The 23,261-nt window shown below is 64.7% G+C and carries 23 protein-coding genes, 1 tRNA gene and 1 pseudogene; 7 read left to right on the plus strand and 18 right to left on the minus strand.

Annotation, left to right across the window (positions count from 1 at the left end):
* Window positions 1-31 precede the first annotated feature (31 nt).
* The 6 genes from nusA to ACNQQL_RS04340 form a co-directional block, all read right to left on the minus strand.
* On the minus strand, window positions 32-1,507 hold the full coding sequence (nusA, locus tag ACNQQL_RS04315) for a transcription termination factor NusA (protein WP_347063320.1): 1,476 nt from the start codon (window positions 1,505-1,507) through the stop codon (window positions 32-34).
* Window positions 1,507-1,965, minus strand: a complete 459-nt coding sequence (rimP, locus tag ACNQQL_RS04320; RefSeq protein WP_011351796.1) for a ribosome maturation factor RimP — start codon at window positions 1,963-1,965, stop codon at window positions 1,507-1,509. The genes nusA and rimP overlap by 1 nt, the downstream gene beginning before the upstream one ends.
* Before the next feature lie 457 nt (window positions 1,966-2,422).
* Entirely contained in the window at window positions 2,423-4,174 is a 1,752-nt protein-coding gene (rluB, locus tag ACNQQL_RS04325) for a 23S rRNA pseudouridine(2605) synthase RluB (protein WP_347063321.1), read from the minus strand.
* Window positions 4,175-4,234: 60 nt separating this feature from the next.
* Window positions 4,235-5,290, minus strand: a complete 1,056-nt coding sequence (gene scpB / locus ACNQQL_RS04330; RefSeq protein ID WP_347063322.1) for an SMC-Scp complex subunit ScpB — start codon at window positions 5,288-5,290, stop codon at window positions 4,235-4,237.
* 272 nt (window positions 5,291-5,562) lie between these two features.
* Window positions 5,563-6,765 (minus strand): pyridoxal phosphate-dependent aminotransferase, encoded by a 1,203-nt coding sequence (locus ACNQQL_RS04335; RefSeq protein ID WP_347063323.1) that lies wholly within the window; start codon window positions 6,763-6,765, stop codon window positions 5,563-5,565.
* A gap of 75 nt (window positions 6,766-6,840) precedes the next feature.
* A complete protein-coding gene (locus ACNQQL_RS04340; RefSeq protein WP_347063324.1) occupies window positions 6,841-7,743 on the minus strand; it encodes a LysR family transcriptional regulator in 903 nt (300 codons plus the stop codon).
* A gap of 429 nt (window positions 7,744-8,172) precedes the next feature.
* Here ACNQQL_RS04340 and ACNQQL_RS04345 point away from each other — a divergent pair.
* Both ACNQQL_RS04345 and ACNQQL_RS04350 read left to right on the plus strand, forming a co-directional pair.
* Window positions 8,173-8,568, plus strand: a pseudogene (locus ACNQQL_RS04345) (transposase); the annotation flags it as partial.
* A gap of 202 nt (window positions 8,569-8,770) precedes the next feature.
* On the plus strand, window positions 8,771-9,022 hold the full coding sequence (locus tag ACNQQL_RS04350) for a hypothetical protein (RefSeq protein ID WP_072441770.1): 252 nt from the start codon (window positions 8,771-8,773) through the stop codon (window positions 9,020-9,022).
* A gap of 197 nt (window positions 9,023-9,219) precedes the next feature.
* On the opposite strand, the gene ACNQQL_RS04355 is transcribed toward ACNQQL_RS04350, so the two are convergent.
* On the minus strand, window positions 9,220-9,537 hold the full coding sequence (locus ACNQQL_RS04355; protein WP_006495354.1) for a hypothetical protein: 318 nt from the start codon (window positions 9,535-9,537) through the stop codon (window positions 9,220-9,222).
* A gap of 157 nt (window positions 9,538-9,694) precedes the next feature.
* Here ACNQQL_RS04355 and ACNQQL_RS04360 point away from each other — a divergent pair, with 157 nt between their 5' ends.
* The 3 genes from ACNQQL_RS04360 (at window position 9,695) to ACNQQL_RS04370 (ending at window position 11,307) form a co-directional block, all read left to right on the plus strand.
* Window positions 9,695-10,411 (plus strand): YdcF family protein, encoded by a 717-nt coding sequence (locus ACNQQL_RS04360; protein ID WP_072441724.1) that lies wholly within the window; start codon window positions 9,695-9,697, stop codon window positions 10,409-10,411.
* A gap of 220 nt (window positions 10,412-10,631) precedes the next feature.
* A complete protein-coding gene (locus ACNQQL_RS04365) occupies window positions 10,632-10,913 on the plus strand; it encodes a hypothetical protein (protein WP_072441725.1) in 282 nt (93 codons plus the stop codon).
* Between the two features lie 136 nt (window positions 10,914-11,049).
* On the plus strand, window positions 11,050-11,307 hold the full coding sequence (locus ACNQQL_RS04370) for a hypothetical protein (protein ID WP_034184019.1): 258 nt from the start codon (window positions 11,050-11,052) through the stop codon (window positions 11,305-11,307).
* 41 nt (window positions 11,308-11,348) lie between these two features.
* On the opposite strand, the gene ACNQQL_RS04375 is transcribed toward ACNQQL_RS04370, so the two are convergent.
* A complete protein-coding gene (locus ACNQQL_RS04375; protein ID WP_347063325.1) occupies window positions 11,349-11,639 on the minus strand; it encodes a putative quinol monooxygenase in 291 nt (96 codons plus the stop codon).
* A 66-nt stretch (window positions 11,640-11,705) separates the two neighbouring features.
* Between ACNQQL_RS04375 and ACNQQL_RS04380 the strand changes: the two genes are divergently transcribed.
* On the plus strand, window positions 11,706-11,933 hold the full coding sequence (locus tag ACNQQL_RS04380) for a hypothetical protein (RefSeq protein ID WP_347063326.1): 228 nt from the start codon (window positions 11,706-11,708) through the stop codon (window positions 11,931-11,933).
* A 251-nt stretch (window positions 11,934-12,184) separates the two neighbouring features.
* Here the strand turns inward: ACNQQL_RS04380 and bamC are convergent, their stop codons facing one another.
* The 3 genes from bamC to ACNQQL_RS04395 form a co-directional block, all read right to left on the minus strand.
* Window positions 12,185-13,393 (minus strand): outer membrane protein assembly factor BamC, encoded by a 1,209-nt coding sequence (gene bamC, locus ACNQQL_RS04385; RefSeq protein ID WP_347063327.1) that lies wholly within the window; start codon window positions 13,391-13,393, stop codon window positions 12,185-12,187.
* Window positions 13,394-13,533: 140 nt separating this feature from the next.
* Window positions 13,534-13,610 (minus strand) — tRNA-Pro (locus ACNQQL_RS04390).
* A gap of 160 nt (window positions 13,611-13,770) precedes the next feature.
* The gene (locus ACNQQL_RS04395) at window positions 13,771-14,484 is read right to left on the minus strand and encodes a class I SAM-dependent methyltransferase (protein ID WP_347063328.1); all 714 of its coding nucleotides are present in this window, start codon (window positions 14,482-14,484) and stop codon (window positions 13,771-13,773) included.
* A gap of 425 nt (window positions 14,485-14,909) precedes the next feature.
* Here ACNQQL_RS04395 and ACNQQL_RS04400 point away from each other — a divergent pair, with 425 nt between their 5' ends.
* Entirely contained in the window at window positions 14,910-17,120 is a 2,211-nt protein-coding gene (locus ACNQQL_RS04400; protein ID WP_347063329.1) for a hypothetical protein, read from the plus strand.
* A gap of 81 nt (window positions 17,121-17,201) precedes the next feature.
* Here ACNQQL_RS04400 and ACNQQL_RS04405 read toward each other — a convergent pair whose 3' ends face one another.
* The 7 genes from ACNQQL_RS04405 to infC all read right to left on the minus strand — a co-directional run bounded on the left by ACNQQL_RS04405 (window position 17,202) and on the right by infC (window position 23,213).
* The gene (locus ACNQQL_RS04405) at window positions 17,202-17,618 is read right to left on the minus strand and encodes a MerR family transcriptional regulator (RefSeq protein WP_347063330.1); all 417 of its coding nucleotides are present in this window, start codon (window positions 17,616-17,618) and stop codon (window positions 17,202-17,204) included.
* Window positions 17,619-17,678: 60 nt separating this feature from the next.
* Window positions 17,679-18,065: an integration host factor subunit alpha gene (locus ACNQQL_RS04410; RefSeq protein WP_040144036.1), complete on the minus strand. Its 387-nt coding sequence runs from the start codon at window positions 18,063-18,065 to the stop codon at window positions 17,679-17,681.
* 72 nt (window positions 18,066-18,137) lie between these two features.
* The gene (gene pheT, locus ACNQQL_RS04415) at window positions 18,138-20,567 is read right to left on the minus strand and encodes a phenylalanine--tRNA ligase subunit beta (RefSeq protein WP_204426239.1); all 2,430 of its coding nucleotides are present in this window, start codon (window positions 20,565-20,567) and stop codon (window positions 18,138-18,140) included.
* Window positions 20,568-20,664: 97 nt separating this feature from the next.
* Complete coding sequence (gene pheS, locus ACNQQL_RS04420) at window positions 20,665-21,678, minus strand: phenylalanine--tRNA ligase subunit alpha (protein ID WP_034184012.1); 1,014 nt, start codon at window positions 21,676-21,678, stop codon at window positions 20,665-20,667.
* Between the two features lie 232 nt (window positions 21,679-21,910).
* A complete protein-coding gene (gene rplT / locus ACNQQL_RS04425; RefSeq protein WP_004192938.1) occupies window positions 21,911-22,270 on the minus strand; it encodes a 50S ribosomal protein L20 in 360 nt (119 codons plus the stop codon).
* Window positions 22,271-22,300: 30 nt separating this feature from the next.
* Window positions 22,301-22,498, minus strand: a complete 198-nt coding sequence (gene rpmI / locus ACNQQL_RS04430; protein WP_004191477.1) for a 50S ribosomal protein L35 — start codon at window positions 22,496-22,498, stop codon at window positions 22,301-22,303.
* A gap of 190 nt (window positions 22,499-22,688) precedes the next feature.
* Window positions 22,689-23,213 carry a translation initiation factor IF-3 gene (infC, locus tag ACNQQL_RS04435; RefSeq protein WP_071734130.1) on the minus strand — a complete coding sequence of 175 codons (525 nt, stop codon included), beginning with the start codon at window positions 23,211-23,213 and terminating at the stop codon, window positions 22,689-22,691.
* Between the last annotated feature and the right edge of the window lie 48 nt (window positions 23,214-23,261).

Consider the following 23,261-nt stretch of genomic DNA (forward strand, 5'->3'; position numbering starts at 1 on the left):
CGCCATCAAATCAGTGCGCCATGGTCATTTCTCACTGGAACCAGTGTTCACGTGCTTTCATGATCAACGCCTTAGCGGCATCCTCTTCCATCCCGGTCAGGTCGACCAGTTCATCCACTGCAAGCTCGGCGAGATCGTCTCGCGTCTGCACACCATGTTCGGCCAGCTTCGCGAGCAGCTCCGGCGTGACGCCGTCGAGGCTCTTCAGATCCAGCGCTGCGTTCTCGACCTTTTCTTCGTTCGCGATGGCCATCGTCAACAGCGCGTCGCGTGCGCGGTTGCGCAGTTCGTGCACGGTGTCCTCGTCGAACGCCTCGATTTCGAGCATTTCGTTGAGCGGCACGTACGCGATCTCTTCGAGGCTCGTGAAGCCTTCGTCGATCAGGATGTCGGCAACTTCTTCGTCGACGTCGAGACGCGCCATGAACAGCGCACGCAGCCGGTCGCGCTCTTCACCCTGCTTCAGGGCGGATTCGTCCGGCGTCATGATGTTGATCTGCCAGCCGGTCAACTCGCCGGCAAGGCGAACGTTCTGACCGCTGCGGCCGATCGCGACAGCCAGCTCGTTCTCGTCGACGACGACGTCCATCGAGTGCTTTTCTTCATCGACGACGATCGACTGGACAGCTGCCGGCGCGAGCGCGCCGATCACGAACTGGGCGGGATCCTCCGACCATAGCACGATGTCGATGTTTTCGCCACCGAGCTCGTTGCGCACGGCCTGCACGCGCGAGCCGCGAATGCCGACGCAGGTGCCGATCGGATCGATCCGCTTGTCGTACGCGATGACGCCGATCTTTGCGCGCACGCCCGGGTCGCGGGCCGCCGCCTTGATCTCGAGCAGACCCTGCTCGATTTCCGGCACTTCCATCTCGAACAGCTTCATCAGGAACTCGGGCGCCGTACGCGACAGCTCGATCTGCGGGCCGCGCGCGGTGCGGTCGACCTTCGCGATGTACGCGCGCACGCGGTCGCCCACGCGCAGGTTTTCCTTCGGGATCAACTGGTCGCGGCGCAGCAGCGCTTCGACACGGCCCGATTCGACGATGAAGTTGCCCTTGTCGAGGCGCTTCACCGTGCCCGTCATGATCTTTTCGCCGCGCTCGAGGTAATCGTTCAGGATCTGCTCGCGCTCCGCGTCGCGCACCTTCTGCAGGATCACCTGCTTCGCGGCCTGCGCACCGATGCGACCGAACTCGATCGACGGTACGGGTTCCTCGACATATTCGCCGACTTCGACGTCGGGCTTCTGCTCACGTGCTTCGAACAGCAGGATCTCGCGATCCGGCTCCTGCAAGCCTGCCTCGTCGGGCACGACGAGCCAGCGACGGAAGGTTTCGTGCTCGCCGCTTTCGCGATCGATACGGACGCGGATTTCGGCGCCTTCGTCGAACAGCTTCTTGGAAGCGGACGCGAGCGCAGCCTCGAGGGCGCCCAGCACCACATCCTTGTCGACGTTTTTCTCGCGCGCCAGCGCATCCACCAGCATCAACACTTCGCGACTCATTATTTGCGGCTCCTAAAGTCAACTTGCGGAATCAGGCGGGCTTTGTCGATATCGGCCAGCGTGAAATCCAGCATGGCCGCCTCGCCCTTCTTCCCTTCAAATTCCAAACCGATCGTTTCGCCATTCGGCGCGTGCAGAATGCCCCGGTACGTCTTGCGCCCGTCCAGCGGCTTTTTCAAGGTCACGGAAACTTCGCTGCCGGCGAAGCGCTCGAAGTCGGCCAGCTTCTTCAACGGGCGGTCGAGCCCCGGGGACGAGACTTCGAGCCGTTCGTAATCGATGTTTTCGACCGTCAAGACGTGCTGGAGCTGACGCGTGACCTTTTCGCAATCTTCGAGCGAGATGCCGGCAGGCTGATCGATGTAGATGCAAAGCATGCCGCGCCCGGTGCGCTCGAGATCCACCAGCTCGTAGCCGAGCCCGGTGACCGTGGTTTCTATCAGTTCCGTCAGTTGCACAGTGTCCTCTCAGGTGTTCGCGCCCGCCGCTCGCGATTCACCCGCGGGCGCGCGCCTTAGCCGGCGCAGGAAGCGCTACCCGAGATGCCTAACCGTTTCAGCAAAAAAAAATGGGCGGAACGCCCATCTTTCTTACTGGTGGTCGCACCTGAGCCGCACATTGAATCCGTACGCCCAGCGACTCCGCGATTATAGCGATTTTTGGCGCAAACGCCAAGCCAGCCGGTGAAAGCAGCGTTTCGACTGCCTTTACGGACCGAAAATGCGAAATCCGGCTACCCGATCAACCGGCGCAATCCGGCCGCACCGGAGATCGGGCATGCCGGCCGCCATCCAGCGGCACGCGGTATATATACAGTCGCAATCAAAAAACGCAACGCGTCGCGCCGACAAAACCGGACGGATGCCGATCCTGCCGCACGTCGGCGGCTTTGTGCCGCCGCATGCCGCGAGACGCTTAGCGGCTGCGCGTGCGGCTGCGCTGCGGACGCGGGCCGCCGCTGTTGCCGGCGCCTTCGGCACGATTGCCGTTCGGATTGCGATTGCCGCCCTTGCTGCCGCCTCGCTTGCCGCCCGCCGGGCCCTCACGCTTGGGGCCCGCGCCGTACGACGCGCGATTGCCGTCGACATCACGGCCGCCGCCAGCGCGGTTGCCATCTCGGCCACCGCCCGAGCGGTTACCGTCGCGGCCGCCGCCAGCACGGTTGCCGTAGCCCGACGGCGCAACCGGCAGGCTGCCGTAGCCGCTCAGGCCCGGCAGACCCGGCCCGCCACGACGGCCACCGCCACGGCGCGGCTGGTCGAGCTGCCCGTGCGTCGTCAGCACCGGCTCGCGACTGATGAAGCCCATCGACGTCAGCATCGGATCGGGCTGGCGGCGCTCTGCCTGGCCGGCACCGCCGCGCTTGCCTTTCTCCTCGGACGGCGCCTTCAGGCCGACGGTCGCCATCAGCTTGCGCACCTGCGCGTCGTCGAGTTCCTCCCAGCGGCCGCGCTTCAGACCGCGCGGCAGCGGGATCGGGCCGTGACGCGTACGAATCAGGCGGCTCACCATCAGGCCGGCCGCCTCGAACATCCGGCGCACCTCGCGGTTGCGGCCTTCGGCCAGCGCGACGTGATACCAGTGGTTCGTGCCTTCGCCGCCGCCATCGCGGATGCGCAGGAAATTGGCGGGGCCGTCGTCCAGCTCGACGCCGTGCAGCAGCTTCTGCCGGTTGCCTTCGGTGAGCTCGCCGACCACCCGCACCGCGTACTCACGCTCGACGCTGTAGCGCGGATGCATGAAGCGGTTCGCGAGGTCGCCCGACGTCGTCAGCATCAGCAGACCTTCGGTATTGAAGTCGAGGCGGCCCACCGCAAGCCATTTCGCCGTCTTCATCGGCGGCAGGCGGTCGAATACCGACGGACGGCCTTCCGGATCCGCATGGCTGACGATTTCGCCCGTCGGCTTGTGGTACAGCAGCACGCGCGGCGGCTTGTTCGGCAGCTTGCGCTTGACCGGCTTGCCGTTGATCCGCACCTGGTCGGTCGGCATGATGCGCTGACCGATGTGCGCGGGCTCGCCGTTCACCGACACGCGGCCGGCGACGATCAGCTCTTCCATTTCGCGACGCGAGCCCATGCCCGCTTCCGCCAGCACCTTGTGCAGCTTCGGCGCGTCGTCGTCCGGCGACAGCACGCGCTTGTTCGCCGGCTGGCTGCGGCCGCGACGCAGCATCGGCGCACGCACGCCGCTGCCGCCCGCGGAGTTGTCCGCGTCGAATGCGGGCGACGTCACGTATGCGAACAGTTCGTCCTGGGACGCATCACCCTCCGCCTTGGCCGAGCCGCCTTCAGCCTTCGGTGCGCCGCCACGGCGGCCTTGGCCGCCTTGTGCACCCTGGCCGCCCTTGGCAGCACCTTCGCGCTTGCCGGCCGGCTTGCGGCCGCCCTTGGCCGCGCCTTCCTTGCGCGGCACGCGCGCGGGCTGCGCTTCGACGGCCTCGGCCGGCTGCGCGTCCGCGCCTTCGCCACCCTGCGGCTCGCCTTCGGCGCCCTTCGACTTGGCCGCCGCGCGACGCCGCGCGATCAGGCTGCGCGGGCCTCGCCGCAGACCGCGGCGGGGACGCTCGTCGCCACCCGCGGCCGAAGCGTCCTGCTCCGGTGCATCGTCTGCACGCGCTGCCTGCACGGCAGGCGCGGACGATTCAATATCATGGATATCTGTCAAAACAACCTCAAAATGTCAGGTCTCGCGCCCGGCGCGGGCGCGGCAAGAAGTTGGCCGCGGTCAGGCGCGACGCTGTTCGGGTTCTGCTTCGTCGTCCGGCAGCGCGTCGGCGCCGATGGGCGCACTGGCGCTTCGTACGGCATCGGCGAGACTGTCGGACGTGTCGTCCAGCATCTCGCCGTCCGCGGGACGGGAACGGGAGGCGTCGGCCTGGCCAACCTCGCCGGGCATGTCGCCGGCCGCTTCCGCTCCGTCTCCGGCAGCCGCTTCGGCGGCCGGCTTGCGATCTTCCTCGCTCCGATCCGCGCGCAACGGCTCGGGCTGCACATCGGTCGGCACTGCTTCGGCGCCAACCTGTTCCGTTTGTTCCGTTTGCCGGCGATCAGCATCGAGCGTATCGCGGTTCGGCATTTCCTGCGTCGACGCGCCATCGGTCGCGGCATCCCCCGGCAATTCGGCCAATTGGCCGGTAGACGCTTCATCCGCCTGCGCCTGCGGCACATCGTCTGTTGCGTCACCGGCTTGCGCCGTGTCGTCGGCAACCGGTACGCCGCCGTCGAAGTCCATTGCGTGCTGCGCGAGCAGCGCGGCCTCGATGTTCGCGGCCGGCTCTTCGAGCGCTGGCAGCTCGTCCAGCGCCTTCAGGCCGAGATCGTCGAGGAACTGCTTGGTCGTCGCATACAGCGCCGGACGCCCCGGCACGTCACGATGACCGATCACCTCGATCCAGCCGCGATCCTCGAGTTGCTTGACCACCTGCGTATTGACCGTGACGCCGCGAATCTCTTCGATGTCGCCGCGCGTGACGGGCTGCCGGTACGCGATGATCGCGAGCGTTTCGAGCACCGCGCGCGAATATTTCGGCGGCTTCTCGGGATGCAGCCGGTCCAGATAGTGACGCATCGCCGGCTTGCTCTGGAAGCGCCATCCGGTCGCCAGCGCCACCAGTTCGACGCCGCGGCCGGACCAATCCTGTTTCAGATCTTCGAGCAACGTGCGGACCGTGTCAGCCGACACGCCGTCGGCAAAGAGCTTGCGCAAATCGCCGAGCTTCAGCGGTTCCTGCGCGCAGATCAAAGCAGTCTCGAGGACGATCTTCGCCTCTTGGGTATTCATGCAGCTAGGCCAGACCCTGTGGTCAAACGAACCGGATCAACAAACAGACGAAAGGAACGGAAGACGCGCTCGCCCGATTCTGATCGGTCATATTGATGGGAGCACGAACCGGGGGCGGCGAACCAACTTCAGGCCAGGCCCAAACCGGACGGAACAGCACGGCTCAACGACGGAACCGCGTGACTGAGCGCCATATTACGCAAAATTGCCCGGTGCGTAAAGATGAGCAGATTGGCCCGCCGCCAGTGCGCCGCGCCCGCTCCGGCCCTGCTTCAGCGGGCAGCCGCGCCGCGCGCGAGGAACCGGCGCAGCCGCTCGACGCCTGCGTCGAGTCGTGCCGGATCGCATGCGTAGCACCAGCGCACGAATCCCTCCCCCTCCGGGCCGAATGCCCGCCCGGGCGCAAGGCCGAGCCCCGCATCGCGCACCAGCGTCTTGCAGAACGCGAGACTGTCGGCCGCGCCCGGCAGGCGCAGGAACAGGTACATCGCGCCCGGCGGAGGCGGCACCTCGACGCCCGGCAGCGTCCGCAGCGCGGCGACCAGGTGATCGCGCGCTTCGCGCAGCGCCGCGACGAACGACCGCACGAACGGCTCGCCGTCCCGCAGCGCGACCTCGCCCGCAGCCTGCACGAAGCCCGGCGCGCACGACGTGTTGTATTCGATGAGCTTCGACAGATCGCCCATCACCGATGCAGGCGCAATGAGCCATCCCAGCCGCCAGCCCGTCATCGCCCACGCCTTCGAGAACGAATTCACGACAACGACCCGCTCGTCGCGCGATGCGATATCGAGGAATGACGGCGCGCCGCCGTCGCCGAACGCAAGCCGTTCGTACACCTCGTCGGCGACCAGCCAGATGCCGTGACGCCGACAATGGGCAAGCACGGCCCGCTGATCGTCGCGCGACATCGTCCAGCCGGTCGGATTGTTCGGCGAGTTGACCAGCAGCATCCGCGTATCGGGCGTCAGCGCGGCGAGCAGCCGCTCGACATCGAGCTGCCAGCCTGCGTCGCCATAGCCGAGCGGCACGCATTCGACCTGCGCTCCGAGGATCTTCGGAATCTCGACGAGATTCGGCCACAGCGGCGTAACCGCGACGACACGCTCGCCCGGGCCGACCAGCATCTGCGCGGCCAGCATCAGCGCGTTCACGCCCGAACTCGTCACGGCGACCGTGTCGGCCGCCGTCGCACCATGACGCGCGCTCACGTAGGCCGCAATCGCATCGCGCAACGGCGCGGTGCCGAGGTTGTGCGTGTAGAAGGTCGCGCCGTCGCGCAGCGCCGCTGCCGCGGCGTCGCGGATGAAATCCGGCGTCACGCGATCGGACTCACCGAACCAGAACGGCAGCATGTCGGGCACGCCGAAGCCGGCGTTCGCCACCTCCCGGATCAGCGACGGACGCAGCGCGTGCACCGCGGCGCGCGCCGCCGGCTCATCGGTTGTCGGGGAAAAACCTGCGGAATGCGTCATCGAGAACCACCGCCCAGGAACACGATCCGCGTAGTGTACCGGCCCGCAAGCCGGGCCGCGTCGCTTCCGCGCACGTCAGTCGAGGTCTTCCGCCCTCGCCGGCATCTGCCGCACGAGTTCCCAGATCGCCTGCGCCGCGGGCGACAACGACCTGTCGCGGCGACGCACCAGTTCGACCGTGCGCTCGGTGCGCGGCGTGAGAGGTCGCGCGACGAGTGTCGAGCCGGCCGGCAGCGGCAGCGACAGCCACGGCTGCACGCTCACGCCGACGCCGGCCTCGACGAGCCCGAACACGGTCGCCGAATGCCCGAGCTCCTGCATCACCGTCGCATTGACATGATGGGCGGCCAGCGCGGCATCGATCAGCGGCCGGCTTCCCGACGCGTGATCGAGGAGCACGAGGCGCTCGCCGTCCAGCGCCGTCCACGGCACCTCGGAACGCGCCGCGAGCGGATGATCGGCACGCGTGACGAGGCAAAACGAATCGGTCATCAACGGTTCGCAGACGAGATCGGCGACCGTAAGCGGCCCGATCACGACGCCGAAATCGACTTCGCTCGACTTCACCTTGCGCAGCACGTCGCTCTGCACGTCGTCTCGCAGGCCAAGCGTCACGAACGGAAACTGGCGCTCGCACGATGCAACCACGCGCGGCATCAGCCTGCAGGCGATCGTCGGGCTCGCCGCGACGATCACGCGCCCGCGGCGCTGCTCACCGATCTCGCGAATCTCGCGCAGCGTGTCGTCGAGATCATCGATCAGACGCGACACGCTCGCGATCAGGTTCGCGCCGACGTCGGTGAGTTGCACGTCGCGCGTCGTGCGGTCGATCAACTTCAGCCCAAGCTCGGCCTCGAGCTCGCGCACGCAGCGGCTGACCGCGGACTGCGTGAGCCCGATTTCGTCGCCCGCGCGACTGAAGCTCTTGAGCCGCGCTACCTCGATGAATACGCGAAGCTGGCGCAGCGTGACGTTCATCTCCTGACCTCATCAATCGTCGATATCGATGCACGATTTTAATGCGCGACCGACTTCGATGCGCGAATCCGGCACCGGCCGCACATGTTTCGCTGCGGTGCAATACACAAGCAAACGCACGCAGCACGGGCGAACTGCACAAGATTGGTGATTGTCCCGATTTGCTGGCGGGTTATTTTGGCGTCTTATACGCCCCTAGCTGACTTAGCCGTTAGCTCGCTGCCAAGCGGCTCTCGAGGGATTCGCCTCCGACGTGGCACGCTTCGTGCATTACCTGGCGCACAGGGCGTAGGTTTCGTCGGATGGAAAGGCAGAAACGCCGCTGCCGGCCAACCGGACGCCCCCACCCGGCACTCGACGATCGAGTGCTTGAAGAGTGCGCGGCGCAGGGCAGCGCACCGGAGTTAGCTTCGCTGAGGTGAGGACATGATGCTGTTCGACGATTTGAGAGATAACGAGTGGGCGCTGGTCGAAGGTCTGTTTTGCTCGGAACCCGCACGGAGTGAACGGCGCGGCCGCCCCCGGGTGGAAGCACGCTCGGTGGTAAACGCCGTGTTGTGGGTGCTGTCGACGGGTGAAGGCTGGTCGAAGCTGCCGGGCCGCTATCCGTCGCCGCCGACCTGCCGCCGTCGCTTCGACGAATGGCAGGCAGACGGCACGCTCGCCGAAATCGTGAAGCGACTCGGCACGAGCGGCCGGCAGATCTCGCTGCGCGGGCGCATCGGCGCGAGCGCCGCGAAGCCGCCCGCACCGCCGAGCCGCGACCGGCTGCGCGGCGCCTTCTGGACCAATCCGGAATCCTGGCGCGCCCCCGTCAAGATGGCGTAACGAATGCTCGATCGGGCGGCTTCGGCCGCCCGGTTTCTTTCCGCGACGCGATCTTTTCGCGACGCCTGCGTTGCTGTCGAATACCGTTGTCGTGCCGCGATACAACTATTTACCAATATTTACAGCAAGCCTGCACTCCCACGCTTACCTTAGCGAAATATCAACAGGCCGCGCCGACGGCTTGAAGGGAGCCCCCGCCATGAAACCAATGTCACTGCTCGTCGCATGCGGCATTGTCATTTCCCTGGCGCTGACCGCTCCAGTTCACGCCGACGATCGCGCGAAACCGCCTCATCGCCAGCAGGATCACCGCAATACTCTCCGCCAGCCGCCGTCTGCCGCCCCGTCCGGCCGGCAAACCGTGCCGCGCGGCGACCTGCGCGGCGACATCGCCAGCAATGCGCGGGCGCGCATCGGCTCGCAGCCGTCCGACATGCCGCGTCATCCGTAGTCCTGCCAATTTCAGGATATCGTCGAAGAAAATGCCCGCCTTCGGGAACTGCGCCGCATGCGACGAGTCACATCGTTGCCATGAGCACAGCGTGGCAACAGCAAAAGTATCCGGTACGCCCGTATCCTCGCGATACGGGCTTTTTTTTGACGTCGCCGGCTTGCGCGGCGACGCCCGAGGCGGGATGGTCTGCGCCGCTACAGGCGGCTTTCGAGAATCGCCACGGCGCTGGCTTCGCTCAATGCGTAGTCGTCCATGCGGCGATCGGTCCAGGAAAGTAATTTCTCGTCGCGCTCGAGGCGCGAAAATTCGGCTCGACCACTGTCGGTCAGCACGGCGATGTCCACCGGTGCGTGAAAACCCGGCGCCGGGGCAACGGTCTTCTGCCTGACCGTGTCCATCAGCCCGAGCGAACGGAGATACTCGAACACGCCCGGGCGGCGTGCCCACGGTACCTGGCGGTACTGCACTCGTCTCAATGCGTCGAGCACCGCTTCGTTGGAATACGTGGCCATCTCGATTCTTTCTTAAAGTGCAGCGACAATGCGAAGCGGTGCGCCGGGCAGGGTCTCCGCCCGCCGATACCGCCACCGATTCTGGAGGCCGACGTTCGGCGTCGCTTCAGGGCCGGATCGTCAGCCGTCCATAAAAAGACACCATACCCCAATCAAATTGATTCTGTTCGATTCATTTGTACTTCTCTTCATCTGTTTCATGCTCTGCCGCAAGCGGCGACGAGTCATCTCGATCGCCGCCGTTGCGCTGTTCTGGCTGCTCGCGACAGGCTGGCTCACCGCGCCGCTGATCGCGTGGAGCGAGGCGGGCGTCGTGCCGGTCGAGCACCCGGACATGCATGGGCGAACCACGCTGATTCTCATCGGCACCGGCACGCACCGCACCGACTCCGGGCTGCAACCGCCGCCCGATGGCATTGCGCGCATCCACAAGGTGGCGGCACTTTATCGCGTGTGCCGGCAGCAGGCCGAGCGCTGCACCGTATTGATGTCGGGCGGCGACCCGCAGCATCATGGCGAAACCGAGGCGGCCGTATACGGACGCCAGCTCGTCGCGGAGGGCATCGCCCCCGGCGACCTCGTTCTCGAACCGAACAGCCGCACAACCTACGAAAACGCGAAATTCACTGCGTCTATACTACGCCCACAGTATGACGACGCACGCATTCTCGTCACCTCGTCGTACCAGATGCGCCGTGCCCTGCTCGATTTCCGCCGATTCGGCATCGATCCGCAGCCCGTCTATGCAAATCGCCGGCGCGCGCAAACGGGCTGGCTGCCACGCTGGCGCAATGTGGCCAACGCCGAGCAGGCGCTGCACGAGTTGGTCGGCATCGCGCAATTCCACGTCTACCGATGGCTCGGGTGGTTCTGACAACTGCGCGGAAAGGGGAGCGGAATGGCAGTACTGCCCAGGATGGCAGGCGCGTGACGAAGTGCGCGAAGTGTTGCGCGACTTCAACGCGGCCTTGCGTCGCGCCAAGATCCGGTGCACATTGATCCGTCACTTTTGTTACACTCGACACGCACTCGTTTGCAGTCGCCAGACAAAACGGCAACATTCGGGTTCATCACCACTTAGCGGAGGTAAAGCAATGAAGAAGACGTCCCTGGCTATCCTGGTAGCGATGTCGGCGCTGACTGGCGCAGCGTATGCGCAAGAGAGCACGGAAATCAAGACCATTACCGATCCGGCCAAGATCTCCGAGATCGAGCAGCGCGCACAGGCGCTGCAGCAGCAACAAGCGGCTGAAGCCGCTCAGCCGGCGATGCAGGAAGAGCATCACGGCAAGAAGGCTGCTCACCACAAGGCTGCTGCGAAGAAGGCCGGCAAGAAGGCTGCCAAGGCCGCTCCGGCAGAAGCTGCCAGCCAGTAAGTTCGGCGATACCGCACAAGCGAAAAGCCGAATCCGGGCGACCGGGTTCGGCTTTTTTGGTTGCGGTGCCCGCGCGCTGTGCTAAAGTCGCGCACCGAAATTTTCCACCCGTGCGCACCCCGGTGCGGAGGACAGCATGAGCAACATTCAACTCGACATCGAGTGGACCGAAGCCGCCACTCGCCAGATCAAGCAACTGATGCCCCGCGGCTCGGCCGACGCATTCCTCGCGCTGCCGCCGATCGAGTGCCTGCCGATGGAGGGCGACGTGCTTTTCCTCGGCCCGCAAGGCAAGCAGCAACCGTTCATCGTCGCCGAGCGCCAGTATCATCACGACGGCGACGCCGACTGGACGATCATCCTGATCCTCGACGTGCCCGGCACGTCGCACTGACGCGCTACTGCGACCGGACACGTCCGGTCGCCCCACCCTGCTCAGACGAGCTTCGACAGCACGCGGATTTCGGAACTTTCGATCCAGTCCGCGGCCGCTTCGCGATAAGCGAGAATGTGCGCGGAACGCGCATGGGCGGCCAGCGCCTCCTCGCTCTCCCAGCGCTCGACGAACACGAACCGAGCGGGCTCCTTCAGATCCCGGTGCAGGTCGTACTGCAAGGCACCGGCTTCGTTGCGGGTCGGCGCGACGATCCCTTCGAGCACGGTGCGCAGCTTGTCCTCGGCGCCCGGCTTCGCGACGATCAGCGCCACGACTGCAATTTCCGCCATTCCCGACTCCTTCATCCAGAAAATTCCGAGAATACGCGAATCACGCATCATGCATCGGCCACGCCGATGCCGCACTACACGACGGCCAAAAAAATAGCCCGCGCTTCGGAGAAGCGCGGGCGAAACCGTCGCCCTACGAGGATAGGCGACGGGGCCATCGAGATCCGCGCGCTGGCGCACGGATCGTCATCAGTTGCGCCGGCACTGGTCGTGCCGGCATTTGAAAACGTCGAGACCGTTGATCGAGCGCTCGCGATGCTCGCCCGGCATCTGACGCCATCCTCCCTGCTCTAAAGATTCCAACATATAAAGCAGTTTGCGTGCCAAGCATCGAACACCAGCCATACCTTTGATTCATAAGGACAATTTTTCGGTCGACAACAATGTGACACGTGTTCTGCCGCCGTAACGCACGGATGTTACGTAACGTCACGATGGGGGACCGAACCTCTCGCACATGCGCGCGCAAGCCGCACGCCGGCGAGCGGTCATAAAAAAAGCCCGCCGAATGGCGGGCTTTGCACGGATGCGGGGAAACGTCGGGATCAGCGGAGCTGATTCACGAGCAGCCCCATGATCTGACGAGCCGGCGACGACATGTCGATAGAACCCGAATCGTCGACGACCGCGACGCGCGTCTGGTCGGCCGTGAGTGCCTTCACGTTGACGCGGTACTGCTTCGCCTGCTTTTCCTTCTTGCCGTGGAACAGCTGGCTCCAGAAGCCCTGCTCAGCCGAGCTCAGGTCCTTCGGATCGACATAGCGCACGAAATACAACCCCTTCGAGCGATCGCGATCGTCGACCGTGAAGTTCGCGCGATCGAGCGCGAGACCGACGTGCAGCCACGATCGGTCGTACGGCTCGCCGAGCGTGACTTCGGACGGTACCGCCGCGTCGGCCGCATCGTTACCCTGCGCCGACGTGCGCGAGACGTTCTGCGCGGCGATCGCGGCGGCAGCCTTCGACGATGCGTCGGCGTCGGCCTTCTTGTCCTTCGGCACCGCGTTGTCCTTGATGTTCGCGATCGGCGGCTCGCCGTTCTTCGCACGCTGCTCGTTCTGCGCGAGCACGGCCATCAGCCGCTTCAGGTACTCGGTCTCGAGCGCCGGATCGTTCGGCTTCGGCTCCCACTTGCTCGAATCGTTGTTCGCGCCGGTGATCGCCTCACGCATCCCCTTCTGGCTGATGAACACGTAGGTGCCGCCGTTCGGTGCCGAATCGAGACGCGTGCGGTACTTGTTGCGCTCGGCCGTCACGTACGAGTTGCCCATCGCCTTCGAGATCACGCTGCGGATCAGGCCGTCGTTGATCTGCGGATGGGTTTCGTTCCAGTCGGTTTCCATCACGCCCTTGTCGCGCTGGTCGACGACGAGCAGGAAGCCCTGCTCCTGCCAGAAACGACGCACCTGCGGCCAGATGGCGGCCGGCTGCTTGCCGTCGATCACGAGCCAGCTCTCGGTGCCGTCGCGCTGGATATGCATGCCGGCCACGGCTGGCGCGACGGTGTCCAGCGCAGGCGCTGCCTGCTGGACCTGCTGAAGCGCAGACAGGGAAGTCGCGCCGCCCTGGGGCGGCAGCGAACGCTGATCGGCCGTCTCGTCGAGCATGTTGGGCGGCACTGCGAGCGACGCTTCCTTCGATTTCGAATCGCTCTTGTAGTCCACTTTCGTGGGCGACGACGTACCGCAACCGGCGACGAGCGCGCCAGTGGCGAGCACTGCAGCGAACCGCATGGTAAGACGAAGATCAGTCATGTTCGGGGAATCCTCTTCCGCTAAATCACGGCGCTTTCCGTGGATCAACCTTGCATTTTACCGGGGCCGCGCCGCGATGTGCAAAAAAGCGACCGGCAAGAAAAAACCCGCGTCAGCATGAACTGACGCGGGTTCTTGTCTGGTCGGGGCGAGAGGATTTGAACCTCCGACCACCTGCACCCCATGCAGGTACGCTACCAGGCTGCGCTACGCCCCGAAAGAAGAAAAGTATAACAGACACTTTTCCGATTTAGAATCGGGTCGCATGCATTTTGTGAATGTTCTTGTGAAATTTTTTGGCGTGCCGGTGCCGATACGAGTGAAGCCGCGCACGCTGGCGCGATCTGCGCTCCCATTGCACGGCGGCCGCATCGCATTCACCGCTTGCGCGCAACGCAGATGACCGTCAGGCCGGCAACGCGGTTGAACCGGAACATCGGCAACTCGACGCGACAGATCGTCTTGAGCAAGCCGTTGACGAGCGGATGGTGCCGACGCAATTGCGACGCCGGCTCGCGTGGATGCCGACGCGCCCGCTCGCCCAGCCGCAGCGCTGCCGCGAGCGGAAACGTGAGGCCGAAGTAGTAGGCGCCGCGCTCGACGTCGAGCCCCGCACGGCGAACCACATCCTCGAGACCGCCGAGCGTGTACCTGCGCTTGTGCTCGAGAAAATCGTCATGGCCGCTCCAGAGGAACTGGAACGCGGGAACCGTGATCAGGAACCGGCTGCCCGGAGGCGCCCCCTTCACATACTGCGCCAGCAGCCCGACATCGTCGTCGACATGCTCGAGCACGTCCATCAGCAGAACGAGGTCCGCATCGAATCGCTCGACGGACCGCCGAAAGTGGATGGGTTTGCCGGCCGTCTCTTCGTCGGTATCGTGGGCGTAGCTCGTATCGACACACCACGCTTCCGTCGCCCGCGTGCGTTCGAGCAAGTGCTTCGAGAAGAAGCCGGAGCCTGCACCGACGTCGAGTATCCGGTTCGCGCCCGACCCGCCCAGGAACCGACGGATCGCGCTCGCCTTCGACGCGTAGTACCAGTGATCGCCCACACCCGCACCCAATACGTCGACTTCCTTCAGATCCATGACGCTTCCCCGTGACGGCCAAGTGTTTTGATCCGTACAGCCATAAAGCTGATCTTACCTCGCCGTTGCCGCCGATCGTACCTGTCGACGCTGCACGGCCGGGAAGGATCGCACGCTTGCTTCGACCGCCTCGACCGACGCGTCGCGAATCCGCTGAAAACCCGCGCCGGCCAAGGCTGGCAGCGGATTCGCCCATTCGTCTAAAAACACGTCGGCCGAGGGTCTGCACAAACCAAACGACCGTTTGATCCGGCCGCCCAGCTACCCCGAATCCATTGTCCCGCAGCCCGTCGGCTCGCAGCGCCCGGGCGCCCGTTGTTTGGTAACGCCGCTCTAGCGCGCTATGACACACTGCACGGCATCGACGCTCGCGCCGGACAGTGGCGCGCGCCACCGTCGATCACGACAAGACATGGAGACAGACGATGCGGAATGCGGTCCGGCGCGGCCATCGCTCGCCTTTGGCAATTTTCGACTGGATTTCCGGCCCGCGACGCGCGGCCGCCCCGGTTTCGCACAAGACAGCCCGCGTGTTCGGCTGCGGCGCGCTGGCGCTCGTGCTGCTCTGCACCGGTTGTGCTGAATCGTCCGCGCAGCGCGACGGCAACGCGTCGGTCGCGTCGACGACGATCGAGCGCACCAAAGCCGAACGCCTCGCCCGCGAGCAGCAGATCGCGCGCACCGTGCCGTCGCTCGCATCGATCGGCCTCACGCAACCGCGCCCGTTCACGCTGCGCGACTCGGGCCAGAACGGCGCGATGACGTTCCTGCGCGACGTCGATTTCCGCATCGTCAACAACCTCGGCTTCTTCATCCATCGGTTGTCGGCCACGCTCGTGCCGACGCAGGCCGGCGCGCCGATCGTGTTCGACGATCCGACGAGCTTCGAGATCGACGTGCACGAAGGCACGGTCACGCTCGACAACGCGAAGCTGACCGCCCTCTTCAATACCTATATCTTCGGTTACCGCAACGCACCGCTGCGCAAGCTCGCCGTGTCGGCCGGCGACGGCGTGATCCACCTGCAGGGCGAAATGCAGCGCGACGGCTGGGTACCGTTCTCGCTGACCGGCACGCTCGCGATCCGCGACGGCAGCCAGCTCGTGTTCCACCCGACCGGCGTGCGCGTGTCGGGCATCAACGCGCAGCCGGTGATGCGCGCGGCCAACGTGAAGATGGCCGACCTGCTGAAGGTCCAGACGCCGATCGCGCAGCTCGCCGGCGACGATCTCGTAATGTCGGTCGACAAGCTGATGCCGCCGCCGCGCCTGAAGCTCACGATCACCGCGCTGCGCGTGACACCGGCCGGCCTCGACCTTACGCTCGACGACGGTACGCATGCAGGCTTCGCGATGCCTGCGAACGCGCCGCAGCAGGCGATGGTCATTCGCGGCGGCGACGTGAAATTCATGCGCTCGATGCCGATGAACGCCGACATCCTGATCGGTCCGGTCGATCCGGCGAAGCGCGACCGGAATTTCGTGTTCGACCTGTATCACTATCGCGACCAGGTGTCGGCTGGCTACTTCAATTTCGACGAAAGCGGTGCGATGGCCATCCGGATGCCTTCGTACACGGGCCCGGCCAGCGGCGCGCAGCTCGGCAACGCGGCCGCACGCCTGAACGACAGCTTCCTCGCCGCGCAGCAGTATGCGCTGCGCGAGGTGCGCCAGCACTGGGAAGCCTACGCGCTCGCGGCGGACACGGCGCGGCCCGGCATGCAGAAGGTCGCGATGCGGCGCACGTCGACCACGCCGTTCAACGAGCGGCACGTGTCGAACCGCAACCCGACGATCCATCTGCACAACGTCGACTTCAACCTGTCCGGCGATATCGGCTTTCATGTCGAGGATCTCGACGTCGAACTCGTGTCGAAGCGGCCCGTCGAGCCCGTCGACCTCGACGATCCGAACCAGTACGACATCCGCATTCTCGGCGGCACGGTCGTCGAGTCATGGAAGGCGATGTCAGCGCTCTTCAACAACTACCTGCTCGACTACTCGCCACGTTCGTTGAACGACCTGCAGCTCAGTGCGGACGGCCAGAACCTGCGCGTCCAGGGCGGCATCAAGCTGTGGAATCACGTGCCGGGCGTCTGGCTGCCGACCGACATGAAGGGCTCGCTGACGGTACTCGACGACCGGCACCTCGCGTTCAAGCCATCCGAGGTGTCGGTGCTCGGCATTCCGCAGGCGAAGCTGCTGCGCTCGCTCGGTATCGAGCTCGCTTCGCTGACGCCGCTGCAGCGTCGCGGCGCGGAACTGCGCGGCGACACGCTCGTGCTCGACCAGTACACCGTGTTCCCGCCGCCGGTGCTGAACGGCAAGCTCGGGCAGGCAACGGTCGAGCGCGACGGGCTGCGCCTCACGTTCCGGCGGGCCGCGGGCGCGCCCGTGCCGAAGCGGCCGCAGATCGATGCGCCAAGCTACATGTGGATGGAGGGCGGCGACATGAAGATGTTCAACGTGCTCGAACTGAACGTGCGCGCGCTGATCCGGAATTCGGCCGAGGCCGGCCCGATGCGTTTCGACCTGTACGACTACCGCAGCCAGGTCGCGCAGGGCTCGGTGAGAATGCTGCCGGACGGCACGCTGGTCGTCGACATGGGGCAGAAGAATCCGCTCGCGTCGCGCTGATCCGCGTGCGCGAGGCGCATGAAAAAGCCCGGTGGCGCTTCGCCAACCGGGCTTTTCATTTCGTCCTTCGTACTTCGCGCTTCAGTCGTGCTTCAGTCCGTCGATCACGTCGAGCAGCGCCTGCCGCAACGCGATGACGTCGACGGTTGCGCCCGGCTTGCCGGCCGCACGCGCGTCGGCGGCCTGCATCTCGGCGGATTCGACCGGTTCCGCCGCAGCCCGCCCGCCGCTCGGCGAATCGAGCCGGTTGCGTGCACCGTTGATCGTGAACCCCTGCTCGTACAGCAACTCGCGAATCCGCCGGATCAGCAGCACTTCGTGATGCTGGTAATACCGACGATTGCCGCGCCGCTTCACCGGCCGCAGCTGAGTGAATTCCTGTTCCCAATAACGCAGCACATGCGGCTTGACCCCGCACAGTTCGCTGACTTCGCCGATCGTGAAGTAGCGCTTCGCGGGAATCGGAGGCAAAACGACTTTCTCAACCGTGGTGGTCATCGTCGGTTAACCGTCGGTAAGGGTGCGCGGCGGCCGCGCGGAGACGTCAGCGCGCGGGGCTTACTCCGCGCCGTTTTCGACCAGCGCCTTCAGCTTCTGGCTCGCGTGGAAGGTTACCACCCGGCGGGCCGCGATCGGAATCGCCTCGCCCGTCTTCGGGTTGCGGCCAGGACGCTGCGGCTTGTCGCGCAACTGGAAATTGCCGAACCCCGACAGCTTGACGCTTTCGCCGTTTTCAAGCGCGTCGCGGATCACCTCGAAAAACGCCTCGACCATGTCCTTCGCTTCACGCTTGTTCAGCCCGACGCTGTCGAACAGCAGCTCTGCCAGTTCCGCCTTCGTCAGCGTGGGCGTCTCGGCGGACGCCGGCGCTGAAGCGTCGCGGTTCATGGCGCTGCGTTGCGCCGTCAGGAGGGCTTCGAATTCACTCGAGGTCATGTCGTTCATATCTGCCATACAGCGCGTTGAATCAAAACTTACGATGGGAAAAAGCCGCCCGCAAGCGGGCGGGCCTTCTCCTTAGCCGCGCAGACGCGCACCGGCACGAGCCATCCGCTCGACCAGCGTCTGGATCGCCTGATCGACGACCTCGTCCTGTAGCGTGCCAGCCGCGTCCTGCAGCGTCACGCGGAAAGCAAGGCTCTTCTCGTGCGCGGCAAGACCACCGGAAGTATTTGATTTTGCACGAAATTCGTCGAAGAGTACAACCTTCTGAACGAATCGGCAGGCTTCTTCGGCAAGCGCCTTCTTCATTTCGTCGAAAAGTGCCTGAACCTCGACCGCCTGATCGACGACAACGGCGATATCGCGACGTACCGGCGGGAATTTCGACACGTCTGTCGGCGCGGGCAGCGCACGCGCAATCAACGCGTCCGCATCGATCTCGAACATCACGGGCGCATGCGGCAGCTCGTACTTCTGCATCAGGCGCGGGTGCAGTTCGCCGATCCAGCCGACTGCGCGGCCATCGACCTCGATCCGCGCGCTGCGGCCCGGATGGAGGGCCGGATGCTCTGCCTTCACGAAACGCGCGGCCGCAGGCGCGAGCAGTGCCTCCAGATCGCCTTTCACGTCGAAGAAATCGACCGCGCGGGTCGCGACGCCCCACTGTTCGTCGAGTGCCGGACCGTACGCAAGCGCGCCGACACGCTTCGGCTGCGAATGCCCCTCGACGGCCAGCTCGCCGGCCTTCACCGACGGATCGGCGAGGAACACGCGGCCCGACTCGAACACGCGCACGCGATCGGCGCGCCGATTCAGGTTGTGGCGCAGCACGGCGATCAGGCTGCCGAACAGCGTCGTGCGCATCACCGAAAGCTGGCTCGCGATCGGGTTCAGCAGCCGGATCGGGTTGTCGTTGCCTGCGAAATCGTGCTCCCACTCCGCATCGACGAAGCTGAAGTTGACGGTTTCCGCATAGTCGCGCGCGGCGAGCGCATGACGGATGTCGTGGATCGAGCGTCGCGTCTCGTTGGTCGCACGCATTTCGCTCGTCGCGACCGGCGGACGCGCGGGGATCTTTTCGAAGCCGTAGATACGCGCCACTTCCTCGATCAGGTCTTCCTCGATCTCGATGTCGAAGCGGTGCGACGGCGGCGTCACGAGGAACGCGTCGTCTTCACGCTCGAACGGCAGGCCGAGGCGCGTGAAGATGCTGGCGATCTCGTCGGCGCCGATCTTCACGCCGATGATGCGGTTTGCGCGCGACACGCGCATCTTCACCGGCGCGCGCTGCGGCAGGTTCACGGACTGATCGTCGACCGGGCCGGCCTTGCCGCCGCAGATCTCGAGAATCAGCTGCGTGATGCGCTCGACGTGCTCGACGGTCGTCGCGTAATCGACGCCGCGCTCGAAGCGATGGGCCGCATCGGTCGAGAAGTTGTACTTGCGCGCGCGGCCGCGGATGCTGTCCGGCCACCAGAACGCGGCTTCCAGGTAGATGTTGGTCGTGTCGAGCGTGACGGCCGTGCTGTCGCCGCCCATGATGCCGGCCAGGCTTTCGACCTGGCGGTCGTCCGAAATCACGCCGACCGTTTCGTCGAGTTCGACCGTGTTGCCGTTGAGCAGCTTCAGCGATTCACCGCGCTTGCCCCAGCGCACCTCGATGCCGCCGTGGATCTTGTCGAGATCGAACACGTGCGACGGACGGCCGAGCTCGAACATCACGTAGTTCGAGATGTCGACAAGCGCGGACACGCTTCGCTGGCCCGAACGCTCGAGACGCTCGACCATCCACTGCGGCGTCTTCGCATGCGCGTTCACGCCGCGGATCACGCGACCCGAGAAGCGGCCGCACAAATCGGGGGCGGCAATGCGCACCGGCAGCGTTTCGTCGAGCTCGACGCGCACCGGGCGGATGTCGACCGGCGTCAGCGGTGCGCCGGTGATCGCGGCCGTCTCGCGCGCGATGCCGAACACGGACAGGCAGTCGGCCTTGTTCGGCGTCAGCTTGATTTCGAAGATCGTGTCGTCGAGATTGAGCGTCTCGCGGATGTCCTGACCGACCGGCGTGTCTTCCGGCAGGATCAGCAGGCCGCTGTGGTCCTCGGACAGCTTCAGCTCGCGCGCCGAGCACAGCATCCCCTGGCTCTCCACGCCGCGCAGCTTCGACAGCTTGATCGCGAACGGCTTGCCGCCCTCTTCTGCCGGCGGCAGTTCCGCGCCGACCAGCGCGACCGGCACCTTGATGCCGGGCGCCACGTTCGGCGCGCCGCAGACGATATTCAGCGTCGCACCGGTGCCGGCGTCGACCTGGCAGACATTGAGCTTGTCCGCATCCGGATGCTTGACGACTTCGAGCACGCGGCCGACGACGATCTTCGACGTCGGCGGCGCAGCCTTGCTCAGCGATTCGACTTCGAGCCCCGCCATCGTCAGCGCGTGCGACAGTTCGTCGGTCGTGAGCTGCGGGTCGACAAAGGTTCTCAACCAGGATTCAGGGAATTGCATGGATGTCTACGTTCGAAACAGGTTAGATCGACGCCCGGGGCCCCATCGGATCGTCCGTCGGGGCGTGCGCGGGCACAGGTCGGCGCGGCGAGCGGCGTTATGCGAACTGGCGCAGGAAACGCAGGTCGTTCTCGAAGAACAGCCGGAGATCCTGGACGCCGTAGCGCAGCATCGTCAGGCGCTCGAGGCCGCTGCCGAACGCGAAGCCGATGTAACGCTCGGGATCGAGGCCCATGTTGCGAATCACGGTCGGATGCACCTGCCCCGAGCCGGAGATCTCGAGCCACTTGCCGGCGTTCTTGCCTTGCTCGAACATCATGTCGATTTCGGCCGACGGTTCCGTGAACGGGAAATACGACGGCCGGAAGCGCACGAGGATGTCGTCGCGCTCGAAGAATTTTTTCAGGAAGTCGGTATAGACGCCCTTGAGATCGGCGAAGCTGATGTTCTCGTCGATCCACAGCCCCTCGACCTGATTGAACATCGGCGAGTGGGTCGCATCGCTGTCGACGCGATACGTGCGGCCCGGCGCGATCACCTTGATCGGCGGACGGTTCATGCGCGCGTAACGCACCTGCATCGGGCTCGTGTGCGTGCGCAGCAGCAGCTGGCGGCCGTCGGCATCCTTGCCTTCGACGTAGAAGGTGTCCTGCATCGAACGGGCCGGATGGTTCTCCGGGCTGTTCAGCGACGTGAAGTTGTACCAGTCGGTCTCGATTTCGGGACCGTCGGCCACGTCGAAACCGATCGAGCGGAAAATCTGTTCGACGCGCTCCCACGTGCGCATCACGGGGTGCAGGCTGCCTGCACCGGCGCCGCGGCCCGGCAACGTCACGTCGATCGCCTCGGCGGCGAGGCGCTGGTTCAACAGCGCGTCGGCCAGCGCCTGGCGACGTGCGGTCAGCGCGGCTTCAACCTGCTGCTTCACGACGTTGATGCGTGCGCCTTCGGTCTTGCGTGCTTCGGGATCGAGCTTGCCGAGGCCCTTCAGCAACTCGGTCAGCGCACCCGACTTGCCGAGAAATCGTGCTTTCTCGTTTTCGAGCGTGGTGATGTCGGCAGCCTGTTCGAAGGACTGCTGCGCGTCGGCGACAATCTGGTCCAGATCCATAGATCCCATCATTTCCAACGTCATTCGGTCTTGGCGAGCGAAATCGCCCGGCCAACAAAAAACGGCCCCCACGCTCTCTTCATTCGCTGCCCCCCGAAGGGGCGATCGGCCCTCTTGGGGCGGCCCAGCGAGGGCCGATAAAAAAAGGGGCTCGGAAGAGCCCCGTTTTCGCTGCAGCGGCCGAAACTACCGGATCATCGCTGCAACTAACCACGCAGTGCTAATTTCGCAATTAGGCTGCAACGGCGGCTTTCACCTGCTTGACGATCGCAGCAAAAGCAGCCTTGTCGAACACCGCCATGTCGGCCAGCACCTTACGGTCGAGTTCGATCGACGCCTTCTTCAGGCCGTTGATGAACACGCTGTAGGTCATGTCGTGCTGGCGAACTGCCGCGTTGATACGCGTGATCCACAATGCGCGGAACACACGCTTCTTGTTGCGGCGATCGCGGTACGCGTACTGGCCAGCGCGCATCACCGCCTGCTTGGCGATGCGGTAGACGTTATTGCGGCGGCCGCGATAACCCTTGGCCAGGTTGATGATCTTCTTGTGGCGGGCCCGTGCGGTTACCCCACGTTTGACTCGAGGCATGTTTCTCTCCTTAGAGTATCGATTGAGGGGTTACGCGAACGGGAGCATCGCGCGGACGGAGTTCAGATCGGAATCATGAACTGCCGTTGCGCCGCGCAGATGGCGCTTGTTCTTCGTGGTTTTCTTGGTCAGGATGTGGCGCTTGAAGGCTTGACCGCGCTTGACGGTACCGCCCGGACGCACCACGAAGCGCTTTGCAGCGCTCTTCTTGGTCTTCATCTTAGGCATGACGAACAACTCCAGTTTATTAGATGGCGATGGGTGTGCGGTTGGCTTGCGCCCTTGACCCGCCCTTCGAAACCCAGTCCACTTGTGTACGGCGTACCGTTTGCGCAGCCGCCGTCATTGTTGGCGCGCCGCCCTGACCGGGCAACGCGCCGAACCACTTCCGAACCTGCGCGCGAAGCGCGCGAGCCCGTTACTTCTTTTTCTTCGGCGAGAGCACCATGATCATCTGGCGCCCTTCCATCTTCGGCATCTGCTCGACCTGGCCGACTTCCTCGAGATCCGTGCGCAGACGCTCAAGCATCCGCATACCGATTTCCTGGTGAGCCATTTCACGGCCGCGGAAACGCAACGTGATCTTCGTCTTGTCGCCCTCTTCGAGGAAGCGCACGAGATTGCGAAGCTTGACGTTGTAATCCCCGTCATCGGTACCCGGGCGGAACTTGACTTCCTTGACCTGGATGACCTTCTGCTTCAGCTTCGCTTCGTGCTGCTTCTTCGATTCCTGGTACTTGAACTTGCCGTAATCCATCAGACGGCAAACCGGGGGAACCGCTTGCGGCGCGATTTCCACCAGGTCAACATCCAGTTCTTCCGATTTACGGAAAGCATCAGCGAGTTTTACGATACCGAGCGGTTCGTTCTCGATCCCGACCAGACGCACTTCCGGCGCAGTGATTTCACCGTTGATGCGATGCGACGACTTATCAGTAGCGATGTTACGTTTCCTCTAAAAATTAAAAAAACGAGCCGCGCTGCCAGGGTG

Origin of the sequence: Burkholderia sp. LFS061 (assembly GCF_047978125.1) — a bacterium.
GTDB lineage: Bacteria > Pseudomonadota > Gammaproteobacteria > Burkholderiales > Burkholderiaceae > Burkholderia > Burkholderia pyrrocinia_C.

Bases quoted from the DNA above. Each gene is read 5' to 3' on its own strand.
- scpB (WP_347063322.1), bottom strand. From the start codon at position 5,290: ATGAATACCCAAGAGGCGAAGATCGTCCTCGAGACTGCTTTGATCTGC.
- ACNQQL_RS04340 (WP_347063324.1), bottom strand. From the start codon at position 7,743: ATGAACGTCACGCTGCGCCAGCTTCGCGTATTCATCGAGGTAGCGCGG.
- nusA (WP_347063320.1), bottom strand. From the start codon at position 1,507: ATGAGTCGCGAAGTGTTGATGCTGGTGGATGCGCTGGCGCGCGAGAAA.
- ACNQQL_RS04355 (WP_006495354.1), bottom strand. From the start codon at position 9,537: ATGGCCACGTATTCCAACGAAGCGGTGCTCGACGCATTGAGACGAGTG.
- ACNQQL_RS04335 (WP_347063323.1), bottom strand. From the start codon at position 6,765: ATGACGCATTCCGCAGGTTTTTCCCCGACAACCGATGAGCCGGCGGCG.
- ACNQQL_RS04395 (WP_347063328.1), bottom strand. From the start codon at position 14,484: ATGGATCTGAAGGAAGTCGACGTATTGGGTGCGGGTGTGGGCGATCAC.
- ACNQQL_RS04375 (WP_347063325.1), bottom strand. From the start codon at position 11,639: ATGGCGGAAATTGCAGTCGTGGCGCTGATCGTCGCGAAGCCGGGCGCC.
- rplT (WP_004192938.1), bottom strand. From the start codon at position 22,270: ATGCCTCGAGTCAAACGTGGGGTAACCGCACGGGCCCGCCACAAGAAG.
- ACNQQL_RS04370 (WP_034184019.1), top strand. From the start codon at position 11,050: ATGAGCAACATTCAACTCGACATCGAGTGGACCGAAGCCGCCACTCGC.
- pheS (WP_034184012.1), bottom strand. From the start codon at position 21,678: ATGGATCTGGACCAGATTGTCGCCGACGCGCAGCAGTCCTTCGAACAG.
- ACNQQL_RS04400 (WP_347063329.1), top strand. From the start codon at position 14,910: ATGCGGAATGCGGTCCGGCGCGGCCATCGCTCGCCTTTGGCAATTTTC.
- bamC (WP_347063327.1), bottom strand. From the start codon at position 13,393: ATGACTGATCTTCGTCTTACCATGCGGTTCGCTGCAGTGCTCGCCACT.
- rpmI (WP_004191477.1), bottom strand. From the start codon at position 22,498: ATGCCTAAGATGAAGACCAAGAAGAGCGCTGCAAAGCGCTTCGTGGTG.
- ACNQQL_RS04410 (WP_040144036.1), bottom strand. From the start codon at position 18,065: ATGAACGACATGACCTCGAGTGAATTCGAAGCCCTCCTGACGGCGCAA.
- pheT (WP_204426239.1), bottom strand. From the start codon at position 20,567: ATGCAATTCCCTGAATCCTGGTTGAGAACCTTTGTCGACCCGCAGCTC.
- ACNQQL_RS04365 (WP_072441725.1), top strand. From the start codon at position 10,632: ATGAAGAAGACGTCCCTGGCTATCCTGGTAGCGATGTCGGCGCTGACT.
- ACNQQL_RS04380 (WP_347063326.1), top strand. From the start codon at position 11,706: ATGCCGCACTACACGACGGCCAAAAAAATAGCCCGCGCTTCGGAGAAG.
- ACNQQL_RS04405 (WP_347063330.1), bottom strand. From the start codon at position 17,618: ATGACCACCACGGTTGAGAAAGTCGTTTTGCCTCCGATTCCCGCGAAG.
- ACNQQL_RS04350 (WP_072441770.1), top strand. From the start codon at position 8,771: ATGAAACCAATGTCACTGCTCGTCGCATGCGGCATTGTCATTTCCCTG.